Annotated in this window: 14 protein-coding genes and 1 pseudogene; 8 read left to right on the forward strand and 7 right to left on the reverse strand. The window is 70.0% G+C overall.

Going from position 1 to position 21755, the window contains the following annotated elements; translation table 11 throughout:
- Window positions 1-17: 17 nt before the first annotated feature.
- The 4 genes from MQE23_RS35250 to MQE23_RS35265 all read right to left on the reverse strand — a co-directional run bounded on the left by MQE23_RS35250 (window position 18) and on the right by MQE23_RS35265 (window position 5113).
- On the reverse strand, window positions 18-1634 hold the full coding sequence (locus tag MQE23_RS35250; RefSeq protein ID WP_020276827.1) for a glycerol-3-phosphate dehydrogenase/oxidase: 1617 nt from the start codon (window positions 1632-1634) through the stop codon (window positions 18-20).
- A gap of 8 nt (window positions 1635-1642) precedes the next feature.
- Window positions 1643-3181: a glycerol kinase GlpK gene (gene glpK / locus MQE23_RS35255; protein ID WP_020276828.1), complete on the reverse strand. Its 1539-nt coding sequence runs from the start codon at window positions 3179-3181 to the stop codon at window positions 1643-1645.
- Window positions 3182-3265: 84 nt separating this feature from the next.
- Window positions 3266-4060, reverse strand: a complete 795-nt coding sequence (locus tag MQE23_RS35260) for an MIP/aquaporin family protein (protein ID WP_020276829.1) — start codon at window positions 4058-4060, stop codon at window positions 3266-3268.
- A 279-nt stretch (window positions 4061-4339) separates the two neighbouring features.
- On the reverse strand, window positions 4340-5113 hold the full coding sequence (locus MQE23_RS35265; protein WP_020276830.1) for an IclR family transcriptional regulator: 774 nt from the start codon (window positions 5111-5113) through the stop codon (window positions 4340-4342).
- Between the two features lie 362 nt (window positions 5114-5475).
- On the opposite strand from MQE23_RS35265, the gene metH reads away from it, so the two are divergent.
- From metH to MQE23_RS35285, 4 genes are all read left to right on the forward strand, one after another.
- Complete coding sequence (gene metH, locus MQE23_RS35270; protein WP_243381249.1) at window positions 5476-8988, forward strand: methionine synthase; 3513 nt, start codon at window positions 5476-5478, stop codon at window positions 8986-8988.
- A 170-nt stretch (window positions 8989-9158) separates the two neighbouring features.
- Complete coding sequence (locus MQE23_RS35275; RefSeq protein WP_020274886.1) at window positions 9159-9860, forward strand: HAD family phosphatase; 702 nt, start codon at window positions 9159-9161, stop codon at window positions 9858-9860.
- 409 nt (window positions 9861-10269) lie between these two features.
- Window positions 10270-11874, forward strand: a complete 1605-nt coding sequence (locus MQE23_RS35280) for an ABC transporter substrate-binding protein (protein ID WP_020274885.1) — start codon at window positions 10270-10272, stop codon at window positions 11872-11874.
- Between the two features lie 108 nt (window positions 11875-11982).
- Window positions 11983-13566, forward strand: a complete 1584-nt coding sequence (locus tag MQE23_RS35285) for an ABC transporter substrate-binding protein (protein ID WP_020274884.1) — start codon at window positions 11983-11985, stop codon at window positions 13564-13566.
- Between the two features lie 77 nt (window positions 13567-13643).
- On the opposite strand, the gene MQE23_RS35290 is transcribed toward MQE23_RS35285, so the two are convergent.
- Entirely contained in the window at window positions 13644-14315 is a 672-nt protein-coding gene (locus MQE23_RS35290) for a response regulator transcription factor (RefSeq protein WP_010045368.1), read from the reverse strand.
- Window positions 14316-14329: 14 nt separating this feature from the next.
- Window positions 14330-15329: pseudogene (locus MQE23_RS35295) on the reverse strand (RecB family exonuclease).
- Window positions 15330-15517: 188 nt separating this feature from the next.
- Between MQE23_RS35295 and MQE23_RS35300 the strand changes: the two are divergent.
- The 3 genes from MQE23_RS35300 to MQE23_RS35310 all read left to right on the forward strand — a co-directional run bounded on the left by MQE23_RS35300 (window position 15518) and on the right by MQE23_RS35310 (window position 19334).
- A complete protein-coding gene (locus MQE23_RS35300) occupies window positions 15518-17464 on the forward strand; it encodes a site-2 protease family protein (RefSeq protein WP_243381251.1) in 1947 nt (648 codons plus the stop codon).
- Between the two features lie 49 nt (window positions 17465-17513).
- Entirely contained in the window at window positions 17514-18416 is a 903-nt protein-coding gene (locus MQE23_RS35305; protein WP_020274881.1) for a tRNA (adenine-N1)-methyltransferase, read from the forward strand.
- 339 nt (window positions 18417-18755) lie between these two features.
- Window positions 18756-19334: a hypothetical protein gene (locus tag MQE23_RS35310; protein WP_243381253.1), complete on the forward strand. Its 579-nt coding sequence runs from the start codon at window positions 18756-18758 to the stop codon at window positions 19332-19334.
- Window positions 19335-19393: 59 nt separating this feature from the next.
- On the opposite strand, the gene MQE23_RS35315 is transcribed toward MQE23_RS35310, so the two are convergent.
- Window positions 19394-19699, reverse strand: a complete 306-nt coding sequence (locus MQE23_RS35315; RefSeq protein WP_020274879.1) for a ferredoxin — start codon at window positions 19697-19699, stop codon at window positions 19394-19396.
- Window positions 19700-19945: 246 nt separating this feature from the next.
- On the opposite strand from MQE23_RS35315, the gene arc reads away from it, so the two are divergent.
- A complete protein-coding gene (gene arc / locus MQE23_RS35320) occupies window positions 19946-21712 on the forward strand; it encodes a proteasome ATPase (protein WP_037671286.1) in 1767 nt (588 codons plus the stop codon).
- Window positions 21713-21755 lie beyond the last annotated feature (43 nt).

Below are 21755 nucleotides of genomic sequence, written 5' to 3' on the forward strand. Positions count from 1 at the left end.
CCTCTCCCGGGTCGTGCCTACTTCTTGTCGAGCAGGTCCTGGACCTTGGCGCGGACGTCGTCGGTGGCCAGGCCGCGGATCGTCAGCGTCGTGCGGCGGCGCAGCACGTCGTCCTGCGTCTCGGCCCACTCGTGGTCCCGGGCCCAGACGACCTGCGCCCAGATCTCCGGGGCGTCCGGGTGGACGCGCTCGGCGAGCTCGGGGCTTTCGTTGGCCAGGCGGGCGATGTCGAACGCGAGCGAGCCGTAGTGCGTGGCCAGGTGCCTGGCGGTGTCGGCCGCCATGCGCGGGCCGGGCGCCGGGCGGTCGGTCAGCAGCCGGTGGGCGACCGCGCGCGGGTTGGCGATGCCGGGCAGCGGCAGCTTCTTCGGCAGCGAGCTGATGGGCTCGAAGTCGTCACCCAGCGGGTGACCCGGCAGCGACTCCAGCTTCTGCATGATGGTCCGGCCGATGTGGCGGAAGGTGGTCCACTTGCCGCCCGCGACGGACAGCATGCCGCCCTTGCCCTCGGTCACCACCGTCTCGCGCTTGGCCTTCGCGGTGTCGCCGGGGCCGCCCGGCAGCACCCGCAGACCGGCGAAGGCGTACGTGATGAGGTCGCGGCTCAGCTGCTGGTCGCGGACCGAGAAGGCGGCCTCGTCGAGGATCTGGGATATGTCCTTCTCGGTGACAGCGACGTCCGCCGGGTCACCCTCGAACTCCTCGTCGGTGGTGCCGAGGAGCAGCATGTCCTCCCAGGGGAGGGCGAAGGTGATGCGGTACTTGTCGATCGGGGTCGCGAGCGCGGCCTTCCAGTGGGAGGTGCGCTTCAGGACCAGGTGCGCCCCCTTCGACAGGCGGATGGAGGGCGCGGCGTTCGGGTCCTCCATCTTCCGCAGGTGGTCGACCCACGGTCCGGTCGCGTTCAGCACCAGCCGGGCGTTGACTCCGAACTCGTCGCCGGAGAGACGGTCCCTGAGCTCGGCGCCGGTGACACGGCCCTGGGTGAAGCGCAGGCCCGTCACCTCGGCGTGGTTGAGGACGACCGCGCCCGCCTCGACGGCGCCGCGGACCGTCATCAGCGCCATGCGCGCGTCGTTCATCTGGTCGTCGCCGTACACGGCCACGGCCTTGAGGTTCTCGGTGCGCAGCTCGGGCACGTCCTGCGCCGCCTTGGCGGGGGAGAGCAGGTGCCCGACGCCGTCACCGAAAGCGGAGAGCGCGGAGTAGGCGAAGACGCCCGCCCCGAGCTTCGCCGCGCCGTGCGGCCCGCCCTTGTACACGGGCAGGTAGAAGGTGAGCGGGTTCGCCAGGTGGGGGGCCACCTGGCGGGAGACCGCACGGCGCTCGAAGTGGTTCTCCGCCACCAGCTTCACCGCGCCGGTCTGCAGGTAGCGCAGACCGCCGTGGAGCAGCTTGGAGGAGGCGGAGGACGTGGCACCGGCGAAGTCGCCGGCGTCGACCAGAGCCACCCTGAGGCCGGACTGCGCGGCGTGCCAGGCGGTGGAGATGCCCAGGATGCCGCCGCCGATCACGAGGAGGTCGTACGACGCCTTGGCGAGCTGCTCCCTGGTCTCGGCTCGGCTCGGGTTCGAGCCGGAGGCCGGGTGCGTTCCCAGGGCAGGCACGGACTGCAGGGTGGACTGACTGGTCATGCGGTTTCTTACTCCTCGTCCTCGAGCCAGCCCATGGTCCGCTCGACGGCCTTGAGCCAGTTCTTGTACTCACGGGCGCGGGTGTCCGCGTCCATGCGGGGGGTCCACTCGGCGGCCCGGCGCCAGTTGGCGCGCAGGTCGTCGGTGCTGTTCCAGAAGCCGACGGCGAGGCCGGCGGCGTAGGCGGCGCCGAGGCAGGTGGTCTCGGCGACCATCGGGCGCACCACGGGGGCGTCCACGAAGTCGGCGAGGGTCTGCATCAGCAGGTTGTTGGAGGTCATGCCGCCGTCGACCTTCAGGGCGGCCAGCTCGACGCCGGAGTCCTTCGTCATGGCGTCGGCGATCTCGCGGGTCTGCCAGGCGGTGGCCTCCAGGACGGCACGCGCGAGGTGCGCCTTGGTGACGTACCGGGTCAGACCGGCGATCACACCGCGGGCGTCGGAGCGCCAGTACGGGGCGAACAGGCCGGAGAAGGCCGGCACGAAGTAGGCACCGCCGTTGTCCTCCACCGACAGCGCGAGCGTCTCGATCTCGGCGGCCGTGGAGATCAGGCCCATCTGGTCGCGCATCCACTGCACCAGCGAGCCGGTGACGGCGATCGAGCCCTCCAGGGCGTAGACCGTGTCCTGGTCGCCGATCTTGTAGCCGACGGTGGTCAGCAGCCCGCTGTAGGAGTTGATGATCTTGTCGCCGGTGTTCATCACCATGAAGGTGCCGGTGCCGTACGTCGACTTCGTCTCGCCCTCGGCGAAACAGGTCTGGCCGAACAGGGCGGCCTGCTGGTCGCCGAGCGCGGAGGCGACCGGGATGCCGCCGAGCAGGTCGCCCAGCTTGCCGCCCGTGATCTCGCCGTAGACCTCGGCGGAGGAGCGGATCTCGGGAAGGATCTGCTTCGGGACGCCGATCGACTCGCAGATCTTGTCGTCCCACTCCATGGTGTGCAGGTTCATCAGCATCGTGCGGGACGCGTTGGTGACGTCCGTGACGTGCTTGCCGCCGTCGACACCGCCGGTCAGGTTCCAGATGACCCAGGTGTCCATGGTGCCGAAGAGGATGTCGCCCGCCTCGGCGCGCTCCTTCAGCCCGTCGACGTTGTCGAGCAGCCAGCGGGCCTTCGGACCGGCGAAGTAGGAGGCGAGGGGGAGGCCCGTCTCGCGGCGGAAGCGGTCCTGGCCGACGTTGCGGCCGAGCTCGCGGCAGAGGGCGTCGGTGCGGGTGTCCTGCCAGACGATGGCGTTGTGGACGGGCTCACCGGTGTTCTTGTCCCACAGCACGGTCGTCTCGCGCTGGTTGGTGATGCCGATGGCCTTGATGTCGTCGCGGGTGATGCCGGCCTTCTCGATGGCCCCGGCGACGACCTCCTGGACGTTGGTCCAGATCTCGGTGGCGTTGTGCTCGACCCAGCCCGGCTTCGGGAAGATCTGCTCGTGCTCCTTCTGGTCGACGGAGACGATCCGGCCGTCGCGGTCGAAGACGATGCAGCGGGAAGAGGTGGTGCCCTGGTCGATGGCGGCGATGAAGGGGCCGGCGGTGTGCGCGTCGGTCACTGTGTGCTCCTGATAATTCCGGTTTAAGGGGCTTTACGTACGGCGCGTGCTGGAAGTTTCGCGAACGGGCGCGAGGATTGCTTCTTAAGCGAATGCGACGTTGTAGATGCCTGCCGCGATGGCGCCGCCGATCAGCGGACCCACCACGGGGACCCAGGCGTAGCCCCAGTCGGAGCCGCCCTTGTTGGGCAGCGGCAGCAGGGCGTGCACGATGCGCGGACCGAGGTCACGGGCCGGGTTGATCGCGTACCCCGTCGGGCCGCCGAGGGACAGGCCGATGGAGACCACGACCAGCGCGGTGATCAGGGCGCCCAGGGTGCCCAGGCCGTTGCCCTTGTCGTTCAGGCCCTGGGTGAGCACGGCGAGCACCAGCACGACGGTGCCGATGATCTCCGTGGCGACGTTCTGCCAGGCGACCCGGACCTCGGGCCCGGTGGAGAAGACGCCCAGCACGGGGCCGGCGCCCTTCTCCTGGGCCTCGACGGCCTTGGCCGCGGTGTCCTGCGCACCCGGACCGCCGACGATCTCCCGGTCGGTGAGGTGGGCGTGGAACTGGCCGTAGTAGGCGATCCAGACCAGGGCGGCACCGATCATGGCGCCGAGGATCTGTCCGGCCCAGTAGACCGGGACGTTCTTCCAGTCGCCGTCCTTGATCGCGAGAGCGAGGGTGACGGCCGGGTTCAGATGGGCGCCGGACAGCGGCACCGTCGTGTAGACCGCCGTGAGCACCGCGAAGCCCCACCCGAAGGTGATGGCGAGCCAGCCGGCGTTGCGGGCCTTGGAAGCCTTCAGTGTGACGGCGGCGCAGACTCCGCCGCCGAGGAGGATGAGTATGGCGGTACCGATGGTCTCGCCGATGAAGATGTCGGAGCTGGACACCCGCGACTCCTTTGTCCTTCGTCCAGGGGTGAAGTTCTATACCGGCCTGGCGTTGTCACACTCTAGCGCGTATTGCCGGTAGCTGTTCGACAATGTCGACCGATGGACGGGAGTCTTGCTTCGGCGTTACGAGCACGTCAAGGGCTGTGTTGTCGAAAACACGATCGTTACTGATCGCCACGGCCTCGTGGATCTCCAGTGCGGATCGCCGGCGGCCGCTGAGTGCGGGCATGCCGACGACCGGAACGCCCTGTGGCGCCCCGGTCCTTGCGTGTCCCGTCAGAACCGTCCGGCGCCCAGGTCCCGCGACACCGCGCGGGCGCAGTCCCGGACCGCCGCGATCAGCTCGGGGCGCAGCGCTCGCTCCTCGTCGGGCCGGCACAGCCGCTCCACGGCGCCCGTGATGCCGACCGCGCCGACCGGCATGCGCCGCCGGTCGTGGATGGGCGCGGCGAGGGAGGCGACGCCCTCCCAGGTCTCCTCGACGTCCGCCGCGTAACCACGCGCGCGGGTGACGTCGAGGATGTGCTCGAAGTCCTCCGGCTCGCACACGGTCCGGTCGGTGAACGCCTTGCGGTCGGCCTCCAGGGCCTCGCTGTGCGCCACCGGGTCGTAGGCGGAGAGCACCTTGCCCAGCGCCGTCGAGTGCAGCGGCTGCATGGCGCCGATCTCCAGGACCTGCCGGCTGTCGTCGGGCCGGAAGACGTGGTGCACGATCAGGACGCCCTGCTGGTGCAGGACGCCCAGGTAGACGCTCTCGCCGCTGGAGCGGGCCAGGTCGTCGGTCCACACCAGAGCGCGCGCCCGCAGCTCGTGCACATCGAGGTAGGTGGTGCCCAGGCGCAGCAGCTCCGCGCCGAGCTGGTAGCGCCCGGAGGTGTCGTCCTGCTCCACGAAGCCCTCCTGCTGGAGGGTGCGCAGGATGCCGTGGGCGGTGCCCTTGGCCAGGCCCAGCGACGAGGCGATGTCCGACAGGCCGAGCCGCCGCTCGCCGCCCGCGAGCAGCCGCAGCATCGCGGCCGCCCGTTCGAGCGACTGGATGTTCCGTGCCATCGCCGTACTGCCTCCGTCCCCTTCGACCGCCGACCAGCGGCGCCCGCAGCCTTTGTTCGGCAATGCCGAACACTACCGGTCGATGCCGACCTCTCGCTAATGGCGGGTCACCATTTGTTGCGCCAGCGGGTCGCCCTGTGTCGCACCGGCGCCGCGCCCTGGTGCGTCACAGGTGGCTCATCAGGGGCACATCAGTGGCACAACGGCCGTTCGGGACGCCACTCGCGTCCGTCCCGTGGACGCCCTGCCCATCCCGGCCCGCTCCCGGTTACGCTGGCGCCGTGCGCCGTTCCCCCGGATGCCCCCCGTGTGTCCGGGAAGCCGCATAGCCGACAGCCGTCGCACTCGAGGGAGCCCCTTACATGGCCTCGTTGCCACCGACCCCTTCCGACAGCCGGACCCGTGTGTCCGCCCTCCGAGAGGCCCTGGCCAGCCGTGTGGTCGTGGCCGACGGGGCCATGGGCACCATGCTCCAGGCGCAGGACCCGACGCTCGAGGACTTCGAGAATCTCGAAGGCTGTAACGAGATCCTCAACGTGACCCGGCCGGACATCGTCCGTTCCGTCCACGACGCGTACTTCGCGGTCGGCGTCGACTGCGTCGAGACCAACACCTTCGGCGCCAACCACACGGCCGCGGCGGAGTACGAGATCTCCGACCGGGTGCACGAGCTGTCCGAGGCGGGTGCCCGGATCGCCCGCGAGGCGGCCGACGAGTACGCCGCCCGGGACGGCCGGCCGCGCTGGGTGCTCGGCTCGATCGGACCCGGCACCAAGCTGCCCACGCTCGGCCACGTCACCTACGGCACCATCCGCGACGGCTACCAGGCCAACGCCGAGGGCCTGCTCGCGGGCGGCGCGGACGCGCTGCTCGTGGAGACCACGCAGGACCTGCTCCAGACGAAGGCCTCCGTCCTCGGCGCCCGCCGGGCCATGGAGGCCACCGGCGTCGAGGTGCCCCTGCTGTGCTCGATGGCCTTCGAGACCACCGGCACCATGCTGCTCGGCTCCGAGATCGGCGCGGCGCTGACCGCGCTGGAGCCGCTCGGCATCGACATGATCGGCCTGAACTGCTCCACCGGCCCGGCCGAGATGAGCGAGCACCTGCGCTATCTGACGCGCCACTCGCGCATCCCGCTGCTGTGCATGCCGAACGCCGGCCTGCCGATCCTCACCAAGGACGGCGCCCACTTCCCGCTCGACGCCGAGGGCCTGGCCGACGCCCAGCAGAACTTCGTCCGGGACTACGGCCTGTCCCTGGTCGGCGGCTGCTGTGGCACCACGCCGGAGCACCTGCGGCAGCTGGTGGAGCGCGTCCGGGACGTCACCCCGAGCGAACGCGCCCCGCAGCCCGAGCCGGGCGCGGCGTCGCTGTACCAGTCGGTGCCGTTCCGGCAGGACACGTCCTACCTGGCGATCGGTGAGCGTACGAACGCCAACGGTTCGAAGAAGTTCCGTGAGGCCATGCTGGACGGTCGCTGGGACGACTGTGTGGAGATGGCCCGGGAGCAGATCCGTGAGGGCGCGCACATGCTCGACCTGTGCGTGGACTACGTCGGCCGTGACGGTGTGGCCGACATGGAGGAGCTGGCCGGCCGTTTCGCCACCGCCTCGACGCTGCCGATCGTGCTGGACTCCACCGAGGTCGAGGTGATCCGGGCCGGTCTGGAGAAGCTCGGCGGCCGTGCGGTGATCAACTCGGTGAACTACGAGGACGGCGCCGGCCCGGAGTCCCGCTTCGCCAGGGTCACCCAGCTGGCCAGGGAGCACGGTGCCGCGCTGATCGCGCTGACCATCGACGAGGAGGGCCAGGCCCGTACCGCCGAGAAGAAGGTCGAGATCGCCGAGCGGCTGATCGACGATCTGACGGGCAACTGGGGCATTCACGAGGAGGACATCCTCGTCGACTGTCTGACCTTCACCATCTGCACCGGTCAGGAGGAGTCCCGCAAGGACGGCATCGCCACCATCGAGGGGATCCGCGAGCTGAAGCGGCGCCACCCGAAGGTGCAGACCACGCTCGGTCTGTCGAACATCTCCTTCGGTCTCAACCCGGCTGCCCGCATCCTGCTGAACTCGGTGTTCCTGGACGAGTGCGTCAAGGCGGGTCTGGACTCGGCGATCGTGCACGCGAGCAAGATCCTGCCGATCGCCCGTTTCAGTGAGGAGGAGGTCCGGACGGCTCTGGACCTCATCTACGACCGCCGCGCCGAGGGCTATGACCCGCTGCAGAAGCTGATGCAGCTGTTCGAGGGCGCCACCGCCAAGTCCCTCAAGGCCGGCAAGGCCGAGGAGCTGGCCGCCCTGCCGCTGGACGAGCGTCTGAAGCGGCGCATCATCGACGGCGAGAAGAACGGCCTGGAGGCCGACCTCGACGAGGCCCTGCAGTCCCGCCCGGCGCTGGACATCGTCAACGAGACGCTGCTGGAGGGTATGAAGGTCGTCGGTGAGCTGTTCGGTTCCGGGCAGATGCAGCTGCCGTTCGTGCTGCAGTCGGCCGAGGTGATGAAGACGGCCGTGGCTCACCTCGAACCGCACATGGAGAAGACCGACGAGGCGGGCAAGGGCACCATCGTGCTGGCCACCGTGCGCGGTGACGTGCACGACATCGGCAAGAACCTTGTCGACATCATCCTGACCAACAACGGCTACAACGTCGTCAACCTGGGCATCAAGCAGCCGGTCTCGGCGATCCTGGACGCCGCCGAGGAGCACAAGGCCGACGTCATCGGCATGTCCGGTCTCCTGGTCAAGTCCACGGTGATCATGAAGGAGAACCTGGAGGAGCTGAACCAGCGCGACCTGGCGGCGAAGTACCCGGTCATCCTCGGCGGCGCCGCCCTCACCCGCGCCTACGTCGAGCAGGACCTGCACGAGATCTACCAGGGCGAGGTCCGCTACGCCCGCGACGCCTTCGAGGGCCTGCGCCTGATGGACGCCCTGATCGGCGTCAAGCGGGGCGTTCCGGGCGCCAAGCTGCCCGAGCTGAAGCAGCGTCGCGTGCGGGCCACCGCCCCGGCCGCCGTGGAGGAGCGCCCCGAGGAGGGGCACGTCCGCTCCGACGTCGCCACCGACAACCCCGTCCCCGAGCCGCCCTTCCGCGGCACCCGCGTGATCAAGGGCATCCAGCTCAAGGAGTACGCGAGCTGGCTCGACGAGGGCGCCCTGTTCAAGGGCCAGTGGGGCCTCAGGCAGGCCCGCACCGGCGAGGGCCCCTCGTACGAGGAACTCGTCGAGAGCGAGGGCCGGCCCCGGCTGCGCGGGCTGCTGGACAAGCTCCAGACGGACAACCTGCTGGAGGCGGCCGTGGTCTACGGCTACTTCCCGTGCGTCTCCAAGGACGACGACCTGATCATCCTGGACGAGCAGGGCAACGAGCGCACCCGCTTCACCTTCCCGCGCCAGCGCCGCGGCCGGCGCCTGTGCCTGGCCGACTTCTTCCGCCCGGAGGAGTCCGGCGAGACGGACGTCGTGGGCCTCCAGGTCGTCACCGTCGGCTCGCGCATCGGCGAGGAGACCGCGCGGCTCTTCGAGGCGAACGCCTACCGCGACTACCTCGAACTGCACGGCCTGTCCGTGCAGCTGGCCGAGGCGCTCGCCGAGTACTGGCACGCGCGCGTGCGCTCCGAACTCGGCTTCGCCGGCGAGGACCCGGACGAGATGCAGGGCATGTTCGAGCTGAAGTACCGGGGCGCCCGCTTCTCCCTCGGCTACGGCGCCTGCCCCAACCTGGAGGACCGCGCGAAGATCGCCGACCTGCTCCAGCCGGAGCGCATCGGCGTCCACCTGTCCGAGGAGTTCCAGCTGCACCCCGAGCAGTCCACGGACGCCATCGTGATCCACCACCCGGAGGCGAAGTACTTCAACGCCCGCTGAACCGCCCCACCGGGCGCAGGGCACGGCGGCCCCCGGCGTATCCACGGTGTGCCCGGGGGCACAGCGGTCAAACGAGGCGCTTCGTCCGCACACGACGTAGACTGGTCGGTCCACTGCAGGCCGGTTCCCACGTGGGAACCGGCCTGATCGTCCCTCAAGGAGGTAGGTGGATGACCAGTACGGTCCCCGCGCTCGGTACACGTACGGCCGAAGGCTCGGCCCTGCAGGCCGTGCTCCTCGACATGGACGGCACCCTGGTGGACACGGAGGGCTTCTGGTGGGACGTCGAGGTCGAGGTCTTCGCCTCCCTCGGCCACAGGCTCGACGAGTCCTGGCGCCATGTCGTGGTCGGCGGCCCCATGACCCGCAGCGCGGGGTTCCTGATCGAGGCCACCGGCGCCGACATCACCCTCGACGAGCTCACCGTGCTCCTCAACGACGGCTTCGAGGACCGCATCGGCCGCGCCCTGCCGCTGATGCCCGGCGCCGGCCGGCTGCTGGCCGAGCTGTACGAGTACGAGATCCCCACGGCCCTGGTCTCCGCCTCGCACCGGCGCATCATCGACCGGGTGCTGACCTCTCTGGGCGCGCACCACTTCGCCCTGACTGTGGCCGGAGACGAGGTCCCGCGCACCAAGCCCTACCCGGACCCGTACCTGGCGGCCGCCGCCGGACTCGGCGCCGACCCCGTCCGGTGCGCCGTCATCGAGGACACCGCGACCGGAGTCGCCGCCGCGGAGGCCGCGGGCTGCCAGGTCGTGGCGGTGCCCTCCGTGGCTCCCATCGCCCCGGCCCTGAGGCGCACGATCGTCACCTCTCTCGAAGAGGTCGACCTGACATTTCTGCACGGCCTGATGACGGAAATGCGCTAGGTGTTCACCCAGCGTGCAGCGGCGTTAGAGCGGTAATTCCGAAGGTGAATTCGAACTCCCCGGAGGATCGAATTCCCGTACCCTCGCACCCGTTTACGGGTGTGACGTTCCCCACGCGGTCCGGGGTCGACAGCAGGTCCGGTGCGTGCATTGCACCCCCTCCGGGGGGCCGTCGGCGTGCCCTTGTGTCCCGATTGGTGGAACGCTGCACCAAAGCTTCCGCTGTCGGGTTTTCAGTGCGTCCACGCCCGGTTCCGCAGCGTGATGGGTGCTCAACTCCGGTGGCGGCGAACCCTCCTGCCGACCGCGACTAATCTCGACGCGAGAACATCGCCCCACCCCCCGTGATCCGCTGCGCCACCCCTGCATGCCGGGTACACGGAGTCGACAGCTCTGGAGAAACTCGAGCATGAACCGCAAGACTTTGGTGCTGCCGGCCGTGATCGGCCTGCTCGCGCCGGTGCTCGCCGCATGCGGCGGGTCCGACAGCGGGAGCGACAACGGCGGCGCGATCGTCGTCGGCACCACGGACCGGTTCACCGCCTCGAAGGACGCCCCCGCGCCCCTCGACCCGGCGTATGCCTACGACGTCGGCACCTGGAACATCCTGCGCCAGACCGTGCAGACCCTGATGATCCAGCCGCGCGGCGAGGGCGAGCCGGTACCGGAGGCCGCCGAGCGATGCGGCTTCACCGACACCGGCAACGAGCGCTACGCCTGCACCCTGCGCGACGGCCTGAAGTTCGCGAACGGCGACCCCGTCACCGCGGCCGACGTCAAGTACTCCATCGACCGCGCCCGTTCCCTCAAGGCCGACAGCGGCGTGTTCGCGCTGCTGTCCACCATCGACACCGTCGAGACGCAGGGCGACCGCGAGGTCATCTTCCACCTCAAGACCGCCGACGCGACCTTCCCGTACAAGCTGTCGACCCCGGTCGCCGGCATCGTCGACCCCGACGACTACCCGAAGAACAAGCTGCGCGACGGCTTCGACCTCGAGGGCTCCGGCCCGTACACGCTCAAGGCCGAGGTCGAGAACGACGAGATGGTCAAGGCCCGGTTCACCAGGAACCCCGACTACAAGGGGAGCCTGAAGGTGAACAACGACAAGGTCGAGATGGTCTCCTTCAAGGACACCGACGCCATGGGCGAGGCCCTGAACAAGGGCGACATCGACCTGATGACCCGCACCATGTCGCCGGAGCAGATCCGCAAGCTCTCGGGCGACGCGGACACCGCCATCGACCTCGTCGAGATGCCCGGCCTGGAGATCCGCTACCTGGGCTTCAACACCGACGCCCCGACCGTGAAGTCCAAGGCCGTACGCCAGGCGATGGCCCAGGTCGTCAACCGCAGCGAGCTGGTCTCCAAGGTCTACGGCTCCCAGGCCGAGCCGCTGTACTCGCTCGTCCCGGCCAGCGTCACCGGCCACTCCAACTCGTTCTTCAACAAGTACGGCGACCCGAACGTCACCAAGGCCCGCGCCCTGCTGAACCAGGCGAACGTCACCACCCCGGTGAAGCTCACGCTGCACTACACGACCGACCACTACGGTCCGGCCACCAAGCAGGAGTTCGAGGTCCTCCGCGACCAGCTGAACTCCAGCGGCCTGTTCGACGTCAGCATCAAGGGCACGCCGTGGGACACGTTCCGCCCGGCCGAGAAGAAGGGCGAGTACGACGTCTACGGCATGGGCTGGTTCCCGGACTTCCCGGACGCGGACAACTTCCTCGCGCCGTTCCTGGACAAGGACAACACCCTCGGCTCGCCGTACGACAACGGCCAGATCCGCAACACCCTGATTCCGGAGTCCCGCCGTGAGGCGGACCGGCTGTCCGCCTCCACCAGCCTGACGGACATTCAGGACATCGTCGCCTCCGACGTGCCGGTGCTGCCGCTGTGGCAGGGCAAGCAGTACGTCGCCGCGCGCGACGACATCACGGGTACCGCGTACGCCCTCAACTCCTCGTCGACGCTCCAGCTGTGGGAGCTCGGCCGGGGCGTGAGTGGCTGACGGACCCACTGGAACCCCGGGGCCGGTGACCGCGGCCCCCGGGGAACCGTGCCCCGGAGCCAGGGACATGCTCCGGGCGTTCTCGAGAACCGACGACAGGGCACACACGTGAACATACGCAACCAGTGGCCGGTCCTGCCCATCGTGGCGGGGCTCGCCTCCGGCCTGCTGACCGGCTGTGGAACGGAGACCGGAGACTCCGCGGGGGACGGCTCCAACGTGGTGGTGGGGATGTCCGACGACGTCCTGGCCACCGACCCGGCCTCCGGCTACGACCCCGGCTCCTGGCTGTTGTTCAACAACGTCTTCCAGTCGCTGCTCAGCTTCCCCAAGGGCGCCACGGAACCCCAGCCCGAGGCCGCCGAGAGCTGCGCCTTCAGCGACACGCAGACCACGGTCTACAAGTGCACGCTGAAGGACGGCCTCAAGTTCAGCAACGGTGACCAGCTCACCTCCGAGGACGTCAAGTTCTCCTTCGACCGCATGCTGAAGATCAACGACCCCGACGGGCCCGCGATCATGTTCCCCACGCTGGAGAAGGTCGAGACGCCGGACGAGAAGACGGTGGTCTTCCGGCTCAACACGGCCGACGCCACCTTCCCGAGCAAGATCGCCTCCGGCGCCGGCTCCATCGTCGACCACCGCCAGTACGACGCGGACGGGCTGCGCAAGGACGGCAAGGCCGTCGGCTCCGGCCCCTACCAGCTCGACTCGATCGACGACGAGCAGGCCGTCTTCTCCGTCAACGAGAACTACAAGGGCACCGCCAAGGTGAAGAACACCGGCGTGACGCTCAAGTTCTTCGACGGCGACCAGACCGCCCTGAAGCAGGCGATCCAGGCCGGGGACGTCGACATCGCCTACCGCGGCCTGACCGCCGGCGACATCGCGGACATGGAGAAGGCCGACGACGGCACCGGAGTCGAGGTCGTAGAGGGCAGCAGCGCCGAGGTCCAGCACCTGGTGTTCAACATGAACGACCCGGTCGCCGGAAAGTCCGGCGTACGCAAGGCCATCGCCCACCTGATCGACCGCGAAGCCCTCATCAAGGACGTCTACCAGGGCACCGCTACCCCGCTGTACTCGATCATCCCGGCCGGAATCGCCGGTCACAACACGGCCTTCTTCGACACCTACGGCGCCCGCCCCTCCAAGTCCAAGGCGGCCGCAGCCCTGCGCGCCGACGGCATCGACGGCAAGGTGAAGCTGACCCTGTGGTCGACGCCGTCCCGCTACGGCCCCGCCACCGACCAGGAGTTGAACGCCATCGCCGGCCAGCTCAATGCCAGCGGCCTGTTCGACGCCGACGTCAAGTCCGTCCCCTTCGGCCAGTACGAGAAGGACATCGCCGCCGGCAAGTACGGCGTCTACGTGAAGGGCTGGGTGCCCGACTACCCGGACGCCGACAACTTCACGGCCCCCTTCTTCGGCAAGGGCAACGTGCTGGGCAACAACTACGACAACGGCACCATCACCGGCACGCTCATCCCGCGCACCGCCGCCCTGACCAACCGCGCCGCCACCGACAAGGAGTTCGGCGAGCTCCAGGACATCGTCGCCGACGAACTGCCCGTCCTGCCGGTGTGGCAGGCCAAGCAGTACGCGGTCGTCCGCGACGGCGTCTACGGACTGGAGTACTGCCTCGACGCGTCCACCGTGTTCCGCTTCTGGGAGCTGAGCAAGGACTCCTGACGCACCCGCGTGCGTGAAGGAAGAGGGCGCCCCCTGCTCGGCAGGGGGCGCCCTCTGTGTCTCCGGTGCGCGGGTGTCTACTGCGCGCCGGGGCGCACCAGCCCGCTCTCGTACGCGTACACCGCTGCCTGCACGCGGTCGCGCAGGCCCAGCTTGGTGAGCACGTGCCCGACGTGCGTCTTGACGGTGGTCTCGCTGACGAACAGGTCCGCGGCGATCTCGGCGTTGGACAGCCCGCGCGCCACCAGCTTCAGCACCTCGACCTCGCGGTCGGTGAGCGTGTGCAGGGTGTCCGGCACGGGCTCCTCGCCCGACGGCAGATGCGTGGCGTACTTGTCGAGCAGGCGCCTGGTGATGCTCGGCGCGAGCATCGCCTCACCCGCGGCCACGACCCTGATCGCCTGCACCAGCTCGTTGGCCGGAGCGTCCTTCAGCAGGAAGCCGCTGGCACCGGCCCGCAGCGCCTCCACCACGTACTCGTCGAGGTCGAAGGTGGTCAGCACCAGGACCTTCGCCGGACCGTCCCGCCCGGGACCGGTGATCTGCCGGGTCGCCTCCACGCCGTCCATCCGCGGCATGCGGATGTCCATCAGGACCACATCGGGCTGGAGCGCCCGCACCTGGTCGAGCGCCTGGAGGCCGTCTCCGGCCTCGCCGACGACCGCGAGGTCCTGCTCGGCCTCCAGGATCATCCGGAAGCCCGTACGGAGCAGGGGCTGGTCGTCGACCAGTAGGACGCGGATGGCCACGTAAGTCTCCTTCGCTAGTCCGGCCCCATTCTGCCCTGCGCGAGGCCGCCGGACTCAGCCGCCCTGGCCGGTCGCCCGCAGCGGCAGCGGGTACGGCGGGGGAGTGCCGCCGAACTCCGGGCAGTGGGCCTGGTGGTCGCACCAGCCGCACAGCTTCGTGGGGCGCGGCCGCCAGTCGCCCGTCTCGGTCGCCAGCCGGATCGCCTCCCACAGCGCGAGCAGCTTGCGCTCGACCCGCTCCAGGTCGGCGAGGACCGGGTCGTACGTCAGCACCTGGCCGCTGCCGAGATAGACCAGCTGGAGCCGCCGCGGCACCACGTTCTTCAGCCGCCAGACCACGAGGGCGTAGAACTTCATCTGGAACAGGGCACCCTCGGAGTACTCCGGCCTGGGGGCCTTCCCCGTCTTGTAGTCGACGATCCGGACCTCGCCCGTGGGCGCCACGTCGACCCGGTCGATGATGCCGCGCAGCCGCAGCCCGGACTCCAGCTCGGCCTCGACGAACAGCTCCCGCTCGGCCGGCTCCAGCCGGCTGGGGTCCTCCAGGGTGAACCAGCGCTCGACGAGCTGCTCGGCCTCGCCCAGCCAGCGCGCCAGCCGCTCGCCCTCGGGGTCGTCGGCGAAGAGCTCCACGACCTCCGGCCGCGTCTCCCGCAGCCGGTCCCACTGGCCCGGGATCAGCGACTTCGCCCGGGGCGCCGTGCGCTCGGCCGCCGGGGCGTCGAAGAGGCGCTCCAGGACCGCGTGCACCAGCGTGCCCCTGGTCGCCGCCTCGCTCGGCTTCTCCGGCAGCCGGTCGATGACCCGGAAGCGGTAGAGCAGCGGGCACTGCATGAAGTCACTGGCACGCGAGGGGGACAGCGAGGCGGGCGGTATGGCCGTGGGCGCGGTCCCGGCCGCCGTCTCCACTGCCGTCTCGATGACCGCCTCCACGGACCCGGCCGGGACCGGCGGTTCCACCGCCGCGGCAGGGCTGCTGTCGGGCTGCGCGGCGCCCTCGGTGCTCGTCTCCATGCCCCAGACCATACGGGCCGCCACTGACAGTGACCCAGCCGCGGTCACGCCGCGGGCAGGAGTGAGGAGACGGGACGGAGGGAAACTCAGGGGTGCCGGGGCGGAAGGCACCTCGACGGACGCATACCATCGACTCGAGACCCTCCCGTCCGGCAGGCGCGGGAGACGATGCGAACGAGGGGACACCGGTGGACGAGAGCGGCGGGCGCGGGCAGCCGCGGTCCGGCAACGAGGAGTCGGCCGAGCGCCACGCAGGGCCTCCGGCCCGGGCCACCGACCCGACCCCCGCCGACGAACAGTCCACGGACGTACGGCGGTTCACCTCCACGAGTGACGACGACGCCCCTGCCGCGCCGCCGCCGACCCGGCCGGACGACCGCCCGTCTCCCCAGGCACCCGGACCGACGGCCGACCCGGCAGCGGCCGAGGCGCCCGGCACCGGCCGTCCGGCCGTGCGGCCGGGAGACCGCGCACCCGGCCACGACCCAGCCGCCACCACCGACGGCCCTCCGGAAGCACCACCCCAGGCGCACCCCGACCGCGCGGAGGCCTCCGCGCACGGCGAGGACGACGGCAGCAGCCGTTCGGAGGGCGACGCGCACGCGGACCGCCCCGAGGGCTTCGCCCGCGACGACAGCCGCCGTTCCGGGGCCGACGCGCACGCGGACCGCCCGGAGGCCGACGCCCTGCGCAAGGCCCCCGCCCACGGTGAGGACGACGGCACCCACTCGTCGGAGGCCGACAGGCACTCCGGCCGCCCCGAGCCGGACGCCCTGCGCAAGGCCCCCGCCCACGGCGACCACGACGCCGGCAACCCTCCGCCGGAGGGCGACGCACACCCCGACCGTGCCTACGCCGCCGGGCCGCACACGGACTCCGCCGCGGGCAAGCCCGATGCGCACAGCCGGCACGCCACCCCCGGCACCGGTGACCGCCACCTCGCGCACTCGGCCGACGGCAAGGGCCCCGCGCCCCAGCGCCCGGAGCCGCGTGGAGGACTGCTGATGGGGCGGCCGTTCGGAGTGCCCGTCTACGTCGCGCCCAGCTGGTTCCTCGTCGCCGCGCTGATCACCTGGGTGTTCGGCGGACAGCTGGAGCGCGTGCTGCCCCAGCTCGGCGCCGCCCGCTACCTGGTCTCCCTGTTCTTCGCGGTCGCCTTCTACGCGTCCGTGCTGGTGCACGAGCTGGCCCACACGGTCGCCGCCCTGCGCTTCAAGCTCCCCGTCCGCCGCATCCAGCTCCAGTTCTTCGGCGGCGTCTCCGAGATCGAGAAGGAGGCCGAGACCCCCGGACGGGAGTTCGTGCTCGCCTTCGTCGGACCGCTGCTCTCCCTCGTCCTCGCCGGCGTCTTCTACGCCGCCATGCAGACCGTGGAACCCGGCACGGTTCCGGGCGTGCTGCTGGCCGGCCTGATGATCTCCAACCTCATCGTGGCCGCCTTCAACCTCCTGCCCGGCCTGCCCCTGGACGGCGGCCGCATGCTCCGCGCGGTCGTCTGGAAGATCACCGGCAAGCCGATGACCGGCACCGTCGCCGCCGCCTGGGTCGGCCGCGCCCTCGCCGTCTCCGTCCTGATCGGCCTGCCGCTGCTGACCCAGTCCGGCGCCCTCGGCACCGACGCCGTGGACAACGTCGGCATGGACACCGTCCTGGACGCCCTGCTCGCCGCCATCCTCGCCGCGATCATCTGGACCGGCGCCGGCAACAGCCTGCGCATGGCCCGCCTGCGCGAGCACCTCCCCGAACTGCGCGCCCGAGCGCTCACCCGCCGCGCCGTCCCGGTCGAGAGCCACACCCCGCTCTCGGAGGCCCTGCGCCGCGCCAACGCCGCCGGCGCCCGCGCCCTGGTCGTCGTCGACGCCCACGGCAACCCCGTCTCCCTCGTCCGCGAGGCCGCCATCGTCGGCGTGCCCGAACACCGCCGCCCCTGGGTCGCGGTCAGCGGCCTCGCCCAGGACCTGACCGACGGCATGCGCGTCTCGGCGGAACTGTCCGGCGAGGAGCTCCTGGACGCGCTCCGGGCGACCCCCGCGACCGAGTACCTGGTCGTCGAGGAGACCGGCGAGATCTACGGCGTCCTGTCCGCGGCCGACGTGGAGCGAGCCTTCGTGAAGGCCATGGCCCGCCCCTCCTAGGGGTCGGACCGTGGTCGGAGGCCCTCTCAGGTGCCGGTAGGCTGGTCACATGTCCGAACCGACCGGTGCCGCCCGCAGGCGCGGGCCCTTCAAGGTCGGGGACCAGGTACAGCTGACCGACCCCAAGGGCCGCCACTACACGTTCACGCTCGAGGCCGGGAAGAACTTCCACACCCACAAGGGTTCCTTCCCGCACGACGAACTGATCGGCGCTCCCGAGGGCAGCGTTGTCCGCACCACAGGAAACGTCGCCTACCTCGCGCTGCGCCCCCTGCTCCCCGACTACGTCCTGTCCATGCCCCGCGGGGCAGCCGTCGTCTACCCGAAGGACGCGGGGCAGATCCTCGCCTTCGCCGACATCTTCCCCGGCGCCCGCGTCGTGGAGGCCGGCGTCGGCTCCGGCTCGCTCAGCAGCTTCCTGCTGCGCGCCATCGGCGACCAGGGCATGCTGCACAGCTACGAGCGCCGCGCGGACTTCGCCGAGATCGCCCAGGCGAACGTGGAGCGCTACTTCGGCGGCCCGCACCCCGCCTGGCAGCTCACCGTCGGCGACCTCCAGGACAACCTGTCCGACGCCGACGTCGACCGCGTCATCCTCGACATGCTCGCCCCCTGGGAGTGCCTGGAGGCCGTCTCCAAGGCGCTGGTCCCCGGCGGCATCCTGTGCTGCTACGTGGCGACCACCACCCAGCTCGCCCGGACGGTCGAGTCCATCCGCGAGATCGGCTGCTTCAACGAGCCGACCTCCTGGGAGACGATGATCCGCAACTGGCACATCGAGGGCCTGGCCGTCCGCCCGGACCACCGGATGATCGGCCACACCGGCTTCCTGCTCACCGCCCGCCGCCTCGCCGACGGCGTCGAGCCGCCCATGCGTCGCCGCCGCCCCGCCAAGGGCGCCTACGGCGAGGACTACGCCGGCCCCAACGCCGACGGCGGCACCGGCCGCTGAGACGACCCGCCGCCCCGCACAACGCACAGGCGCCGCGGCGGAGTTCCCGGGCACACTCCCGGAACTCCGCCGCGGCGCCTCACTGTTGCCCGGGCCGCCGCCACGGGTGAACCAGCGCGTGTCCCCCTTGACCTGAAACGGGCCCCCGGCGGCCCGCCTTGCCGACGTGACGCGGGCCCGCAGCGGCGCGCGACGGTCCCTGCCGCTGACGCAGCGGCAGGGACCGTAACCCTTCTGACTTCCCCGGCGCAGGACCTGCACACCCCGCCGTTCCCTCGCGGTGTGACGTGTGGCACCATCTTGGCCACCCACCGGCACAGCCCTCAGGAGACACTCCTAGTGCAGCCTTCCGCCGTCCCGGAGCTCGCCCACACCCACACCCGCCCCATCCACTGGCTCGCCACCGCGACTGCTGTCGCCGGCGTCGTGGCCCTCTCCTCGTTCCTCCAGCCGGGAGCGGCCACGGCGGCCCAGGCGGCCGGCCCCGAGACCAGAAGCACTCCGGCGCACCTCGCGCCGCCCGACCCGGCCGCGGTGACGTTCCCGATCGAGTGCGGCCCGGTGAAGGCCGTGGTGCAGAAGCGGGCTTCCGGCGACCTCGACGGCGACGGCAACCCCGAGACGGTGGCCGTGGTCCACTGCGACTCCCCGATGGGCACCCCGCCGGACGGCGTGTACGTCCTCACCCGCGGCAGGGACGGCGGCGAACCGCGCGTGGTGGCGACCCTGCTCGACCCCGAGGACGGCACCACCGTCAGCGACTTCGCCGTACGCGACGGCGCCGTCACGGCCACGCTCCTCGGCTACTCGTCGTCCGATGTGCCGCGTTGCTGCCCCGATGTGCACAGCGACGCGAAATGGCGTTGGCACAGCGGCGCGTTCGTGCGCTCGACACCGGCCGGTGCCCGCAGTGTGTGAGGCCTCTGCGCCCCCGCGTGTGAGATATCAGACAGGAGTGACGGACTGTAGAGAAGTAGTCACTCTGCGTCCGGTCCGTAGACCTCGGCCCTGTCCGAAACTCGACGTACGTGGATGCACTCGCCCGGACACTCCTTCGCCGAGTCGATCACGTCCGTGAGAAGCGGCAGCGGAACGGGCGTTGTCGCGCCCTTGTCCTGGAGCAACTCGTCGTCGGGGCTCTTCACATAGGCCAGACCGTCGATGTCCAGCTCGAACACCTCGGGCGCGTACTGGGCGCAGATGCCGTCCCCGGTACACAGGTCCTGGTCGATCCAGACCTCCAGCGCATCGCCGTCGACCCCGGCCTCCTGCTGCACGCTCATGTCTCCTGCCGTTTCATGCGTCGAGCCGTGCCGGGAATCCGGCCAGCTCTGACGGGTGTTGAACGCTTCGACCGTACCTGAGGCTGGGTTCCAATCATGTTCGCTGGGTATTCCCCTGGCGTGAGGGAGAGCGCAAGGGTGAAGATCGGACACACCCCGACCGTCTTTGTGATCTAGGGGTTTCAATCGACACCCGCCCAGGTAGGGTCTGGAAGCGTCCAGCTCCCCTTGGAGGAGGTGAGGACCGTGGCAGCCCACGACGACGACATGAACCGCGGCATCCGCCCGGGACGCGGGTCCGACGACCCGGCCGGGCAGATCGCCTACCTTGAGCAGGAGATCGCCGTCCTGCGACGTAAGCTCGCCGACTCTCCGCGACACACGAGGATTCTCGAAGAGCGGATCGTCGAGCTGCAGACCAATCTGGCCGGCGTGTCCGCGCAGAACGAGCGGCTCGCCAACACGCTCCGTGAGGCTCGTGACCAGATCGTGGCCCTCAAGGAGGAAGTCGACCGGCTCGCGCAGCCGCCGGCCGGCTTCGGTGTCTTCCTGACGGCGAACGAGGACGGCACCGCCGACATCTTCACCGGCGGCCGCAAGCTCAGGGTGAACGTAAGCCCCAGCGTCGAGCTCGACGAGCTCCGGCGCGGCCAGGAAGTGATGCTCAACGAAGCGCTCAACGTGGTCGACGCCATGGAGTTCGAGCGCGTCGGCGACATCGTCACACTCAAGGAGATCCTCGAGGACGGCGAGCGGGCCCTGGTGCTCGGGCACACCGACGAGGAGCGGGTGGTACGGCTCGCCGAGCCGCTGCTGGACGTCACCATCCGCCCCGGCGACGCCCTCCTGCTCGAACCCCGCTCCGGCTACGTCTACGAGGTCGTGCCCAAGAGCGAGGTCGAGGAGCTCGTCCTCGAAGAGGTCCCCGACATCGGCTACGAGCAGATCGGTGGCTTGGGCGGCCAGATCGAGGCCATCCGCGACGCGGTCGAGCTCCCGTACCTCTACCCGGACCTGTTCAAGGAGCACGAACTGCGGCCGCCGAAGGGTGTCCTGCTGTACGGGCCCCCCGGATGCGGTAAGACCCTGATCGCCAAGGCCGTCGCCAACTCGCTGGCCAAGAAGGTCGCCGAGGTGACCGGCCAGGCCGCCGGCAAGAGTTTCTTCCTCAACATCAAGGGCCCCGAGCTCCTGAACAAGTACGTCGGTGAGACGGAGCGGCAGATCCGCCTCGTCTTCCAGCGGGCCCGTGAGAAGGCCAGCGAGGGCACCCCCGTCATCGTCTTCTTCGACGAGATGGAGTCCCTCTTCCGCACCCGTGGCTCCGGTGTCAGCTCGGACGTGGAGAACACCATCGTCCCGCAGCTGCTCGCCGAGATCGACGGCGTGGAGGGCCTGCAGAACGTGGTCGTGATCGGTGCCTCCAACCGTGAGGACATGATCGACCCCGCCATCCTGCGTCCCGGCCGGCTGGACGTGAAGATCAAGATCGAGCGTCCGGACGCCGAGGCGGCCAAGGACATCTTCGGCAAGTACCTCACCGAGCGCCTCCCGCTGCACAGCGACGACCTCGCCGAGCACAGCGGATCCAAGGCCTCCACGGTCCAGAGCATGATCCAGACGGCCGTCGAACAGATGTACGCCGAATCCGAGGAGAACCGCTTCCTGGAGGTCACCTACGCCAACGGCGACAAGGAAGTTCTCTACTTCAAGGACTTCAACTCCGGCGCCATGATCGAGAACATCGTGGGCCGCGCCAAGAAGATGGCGATCAAGGACTTCCTCGAGAAGAACCAGAAGGGCCTCCGGGTCTCCCACCTCCTCCAGGCCTGCGTGGACGAGTTCAAGGAGAACGAGGACCTGCCCAACACCACCAACCCGGACGACTGGGCCCGGATCTCCGGAAAGAAGGGCGAACGGATCGTGTACATCCGTACGCTCATCACCGGAAAGCAGGGCGCGGACACCGGACGCTCCATCGACACGGTGGCGAACACCGGTCAGTACCTGTAAAAGGCAGGGCGGCTGCGGGTGCCCTCGACGGGTACCCGCAGCC

The organism is Streptomyces sp. HP-A2021 (assembly GCF_022807935.1).
GTDB lineage: Bacteria > Actinomycetota > Actinomycetes > Streptomycetales > Streptomycetaceae > Streptomyces > Streptomyces afghaniensis.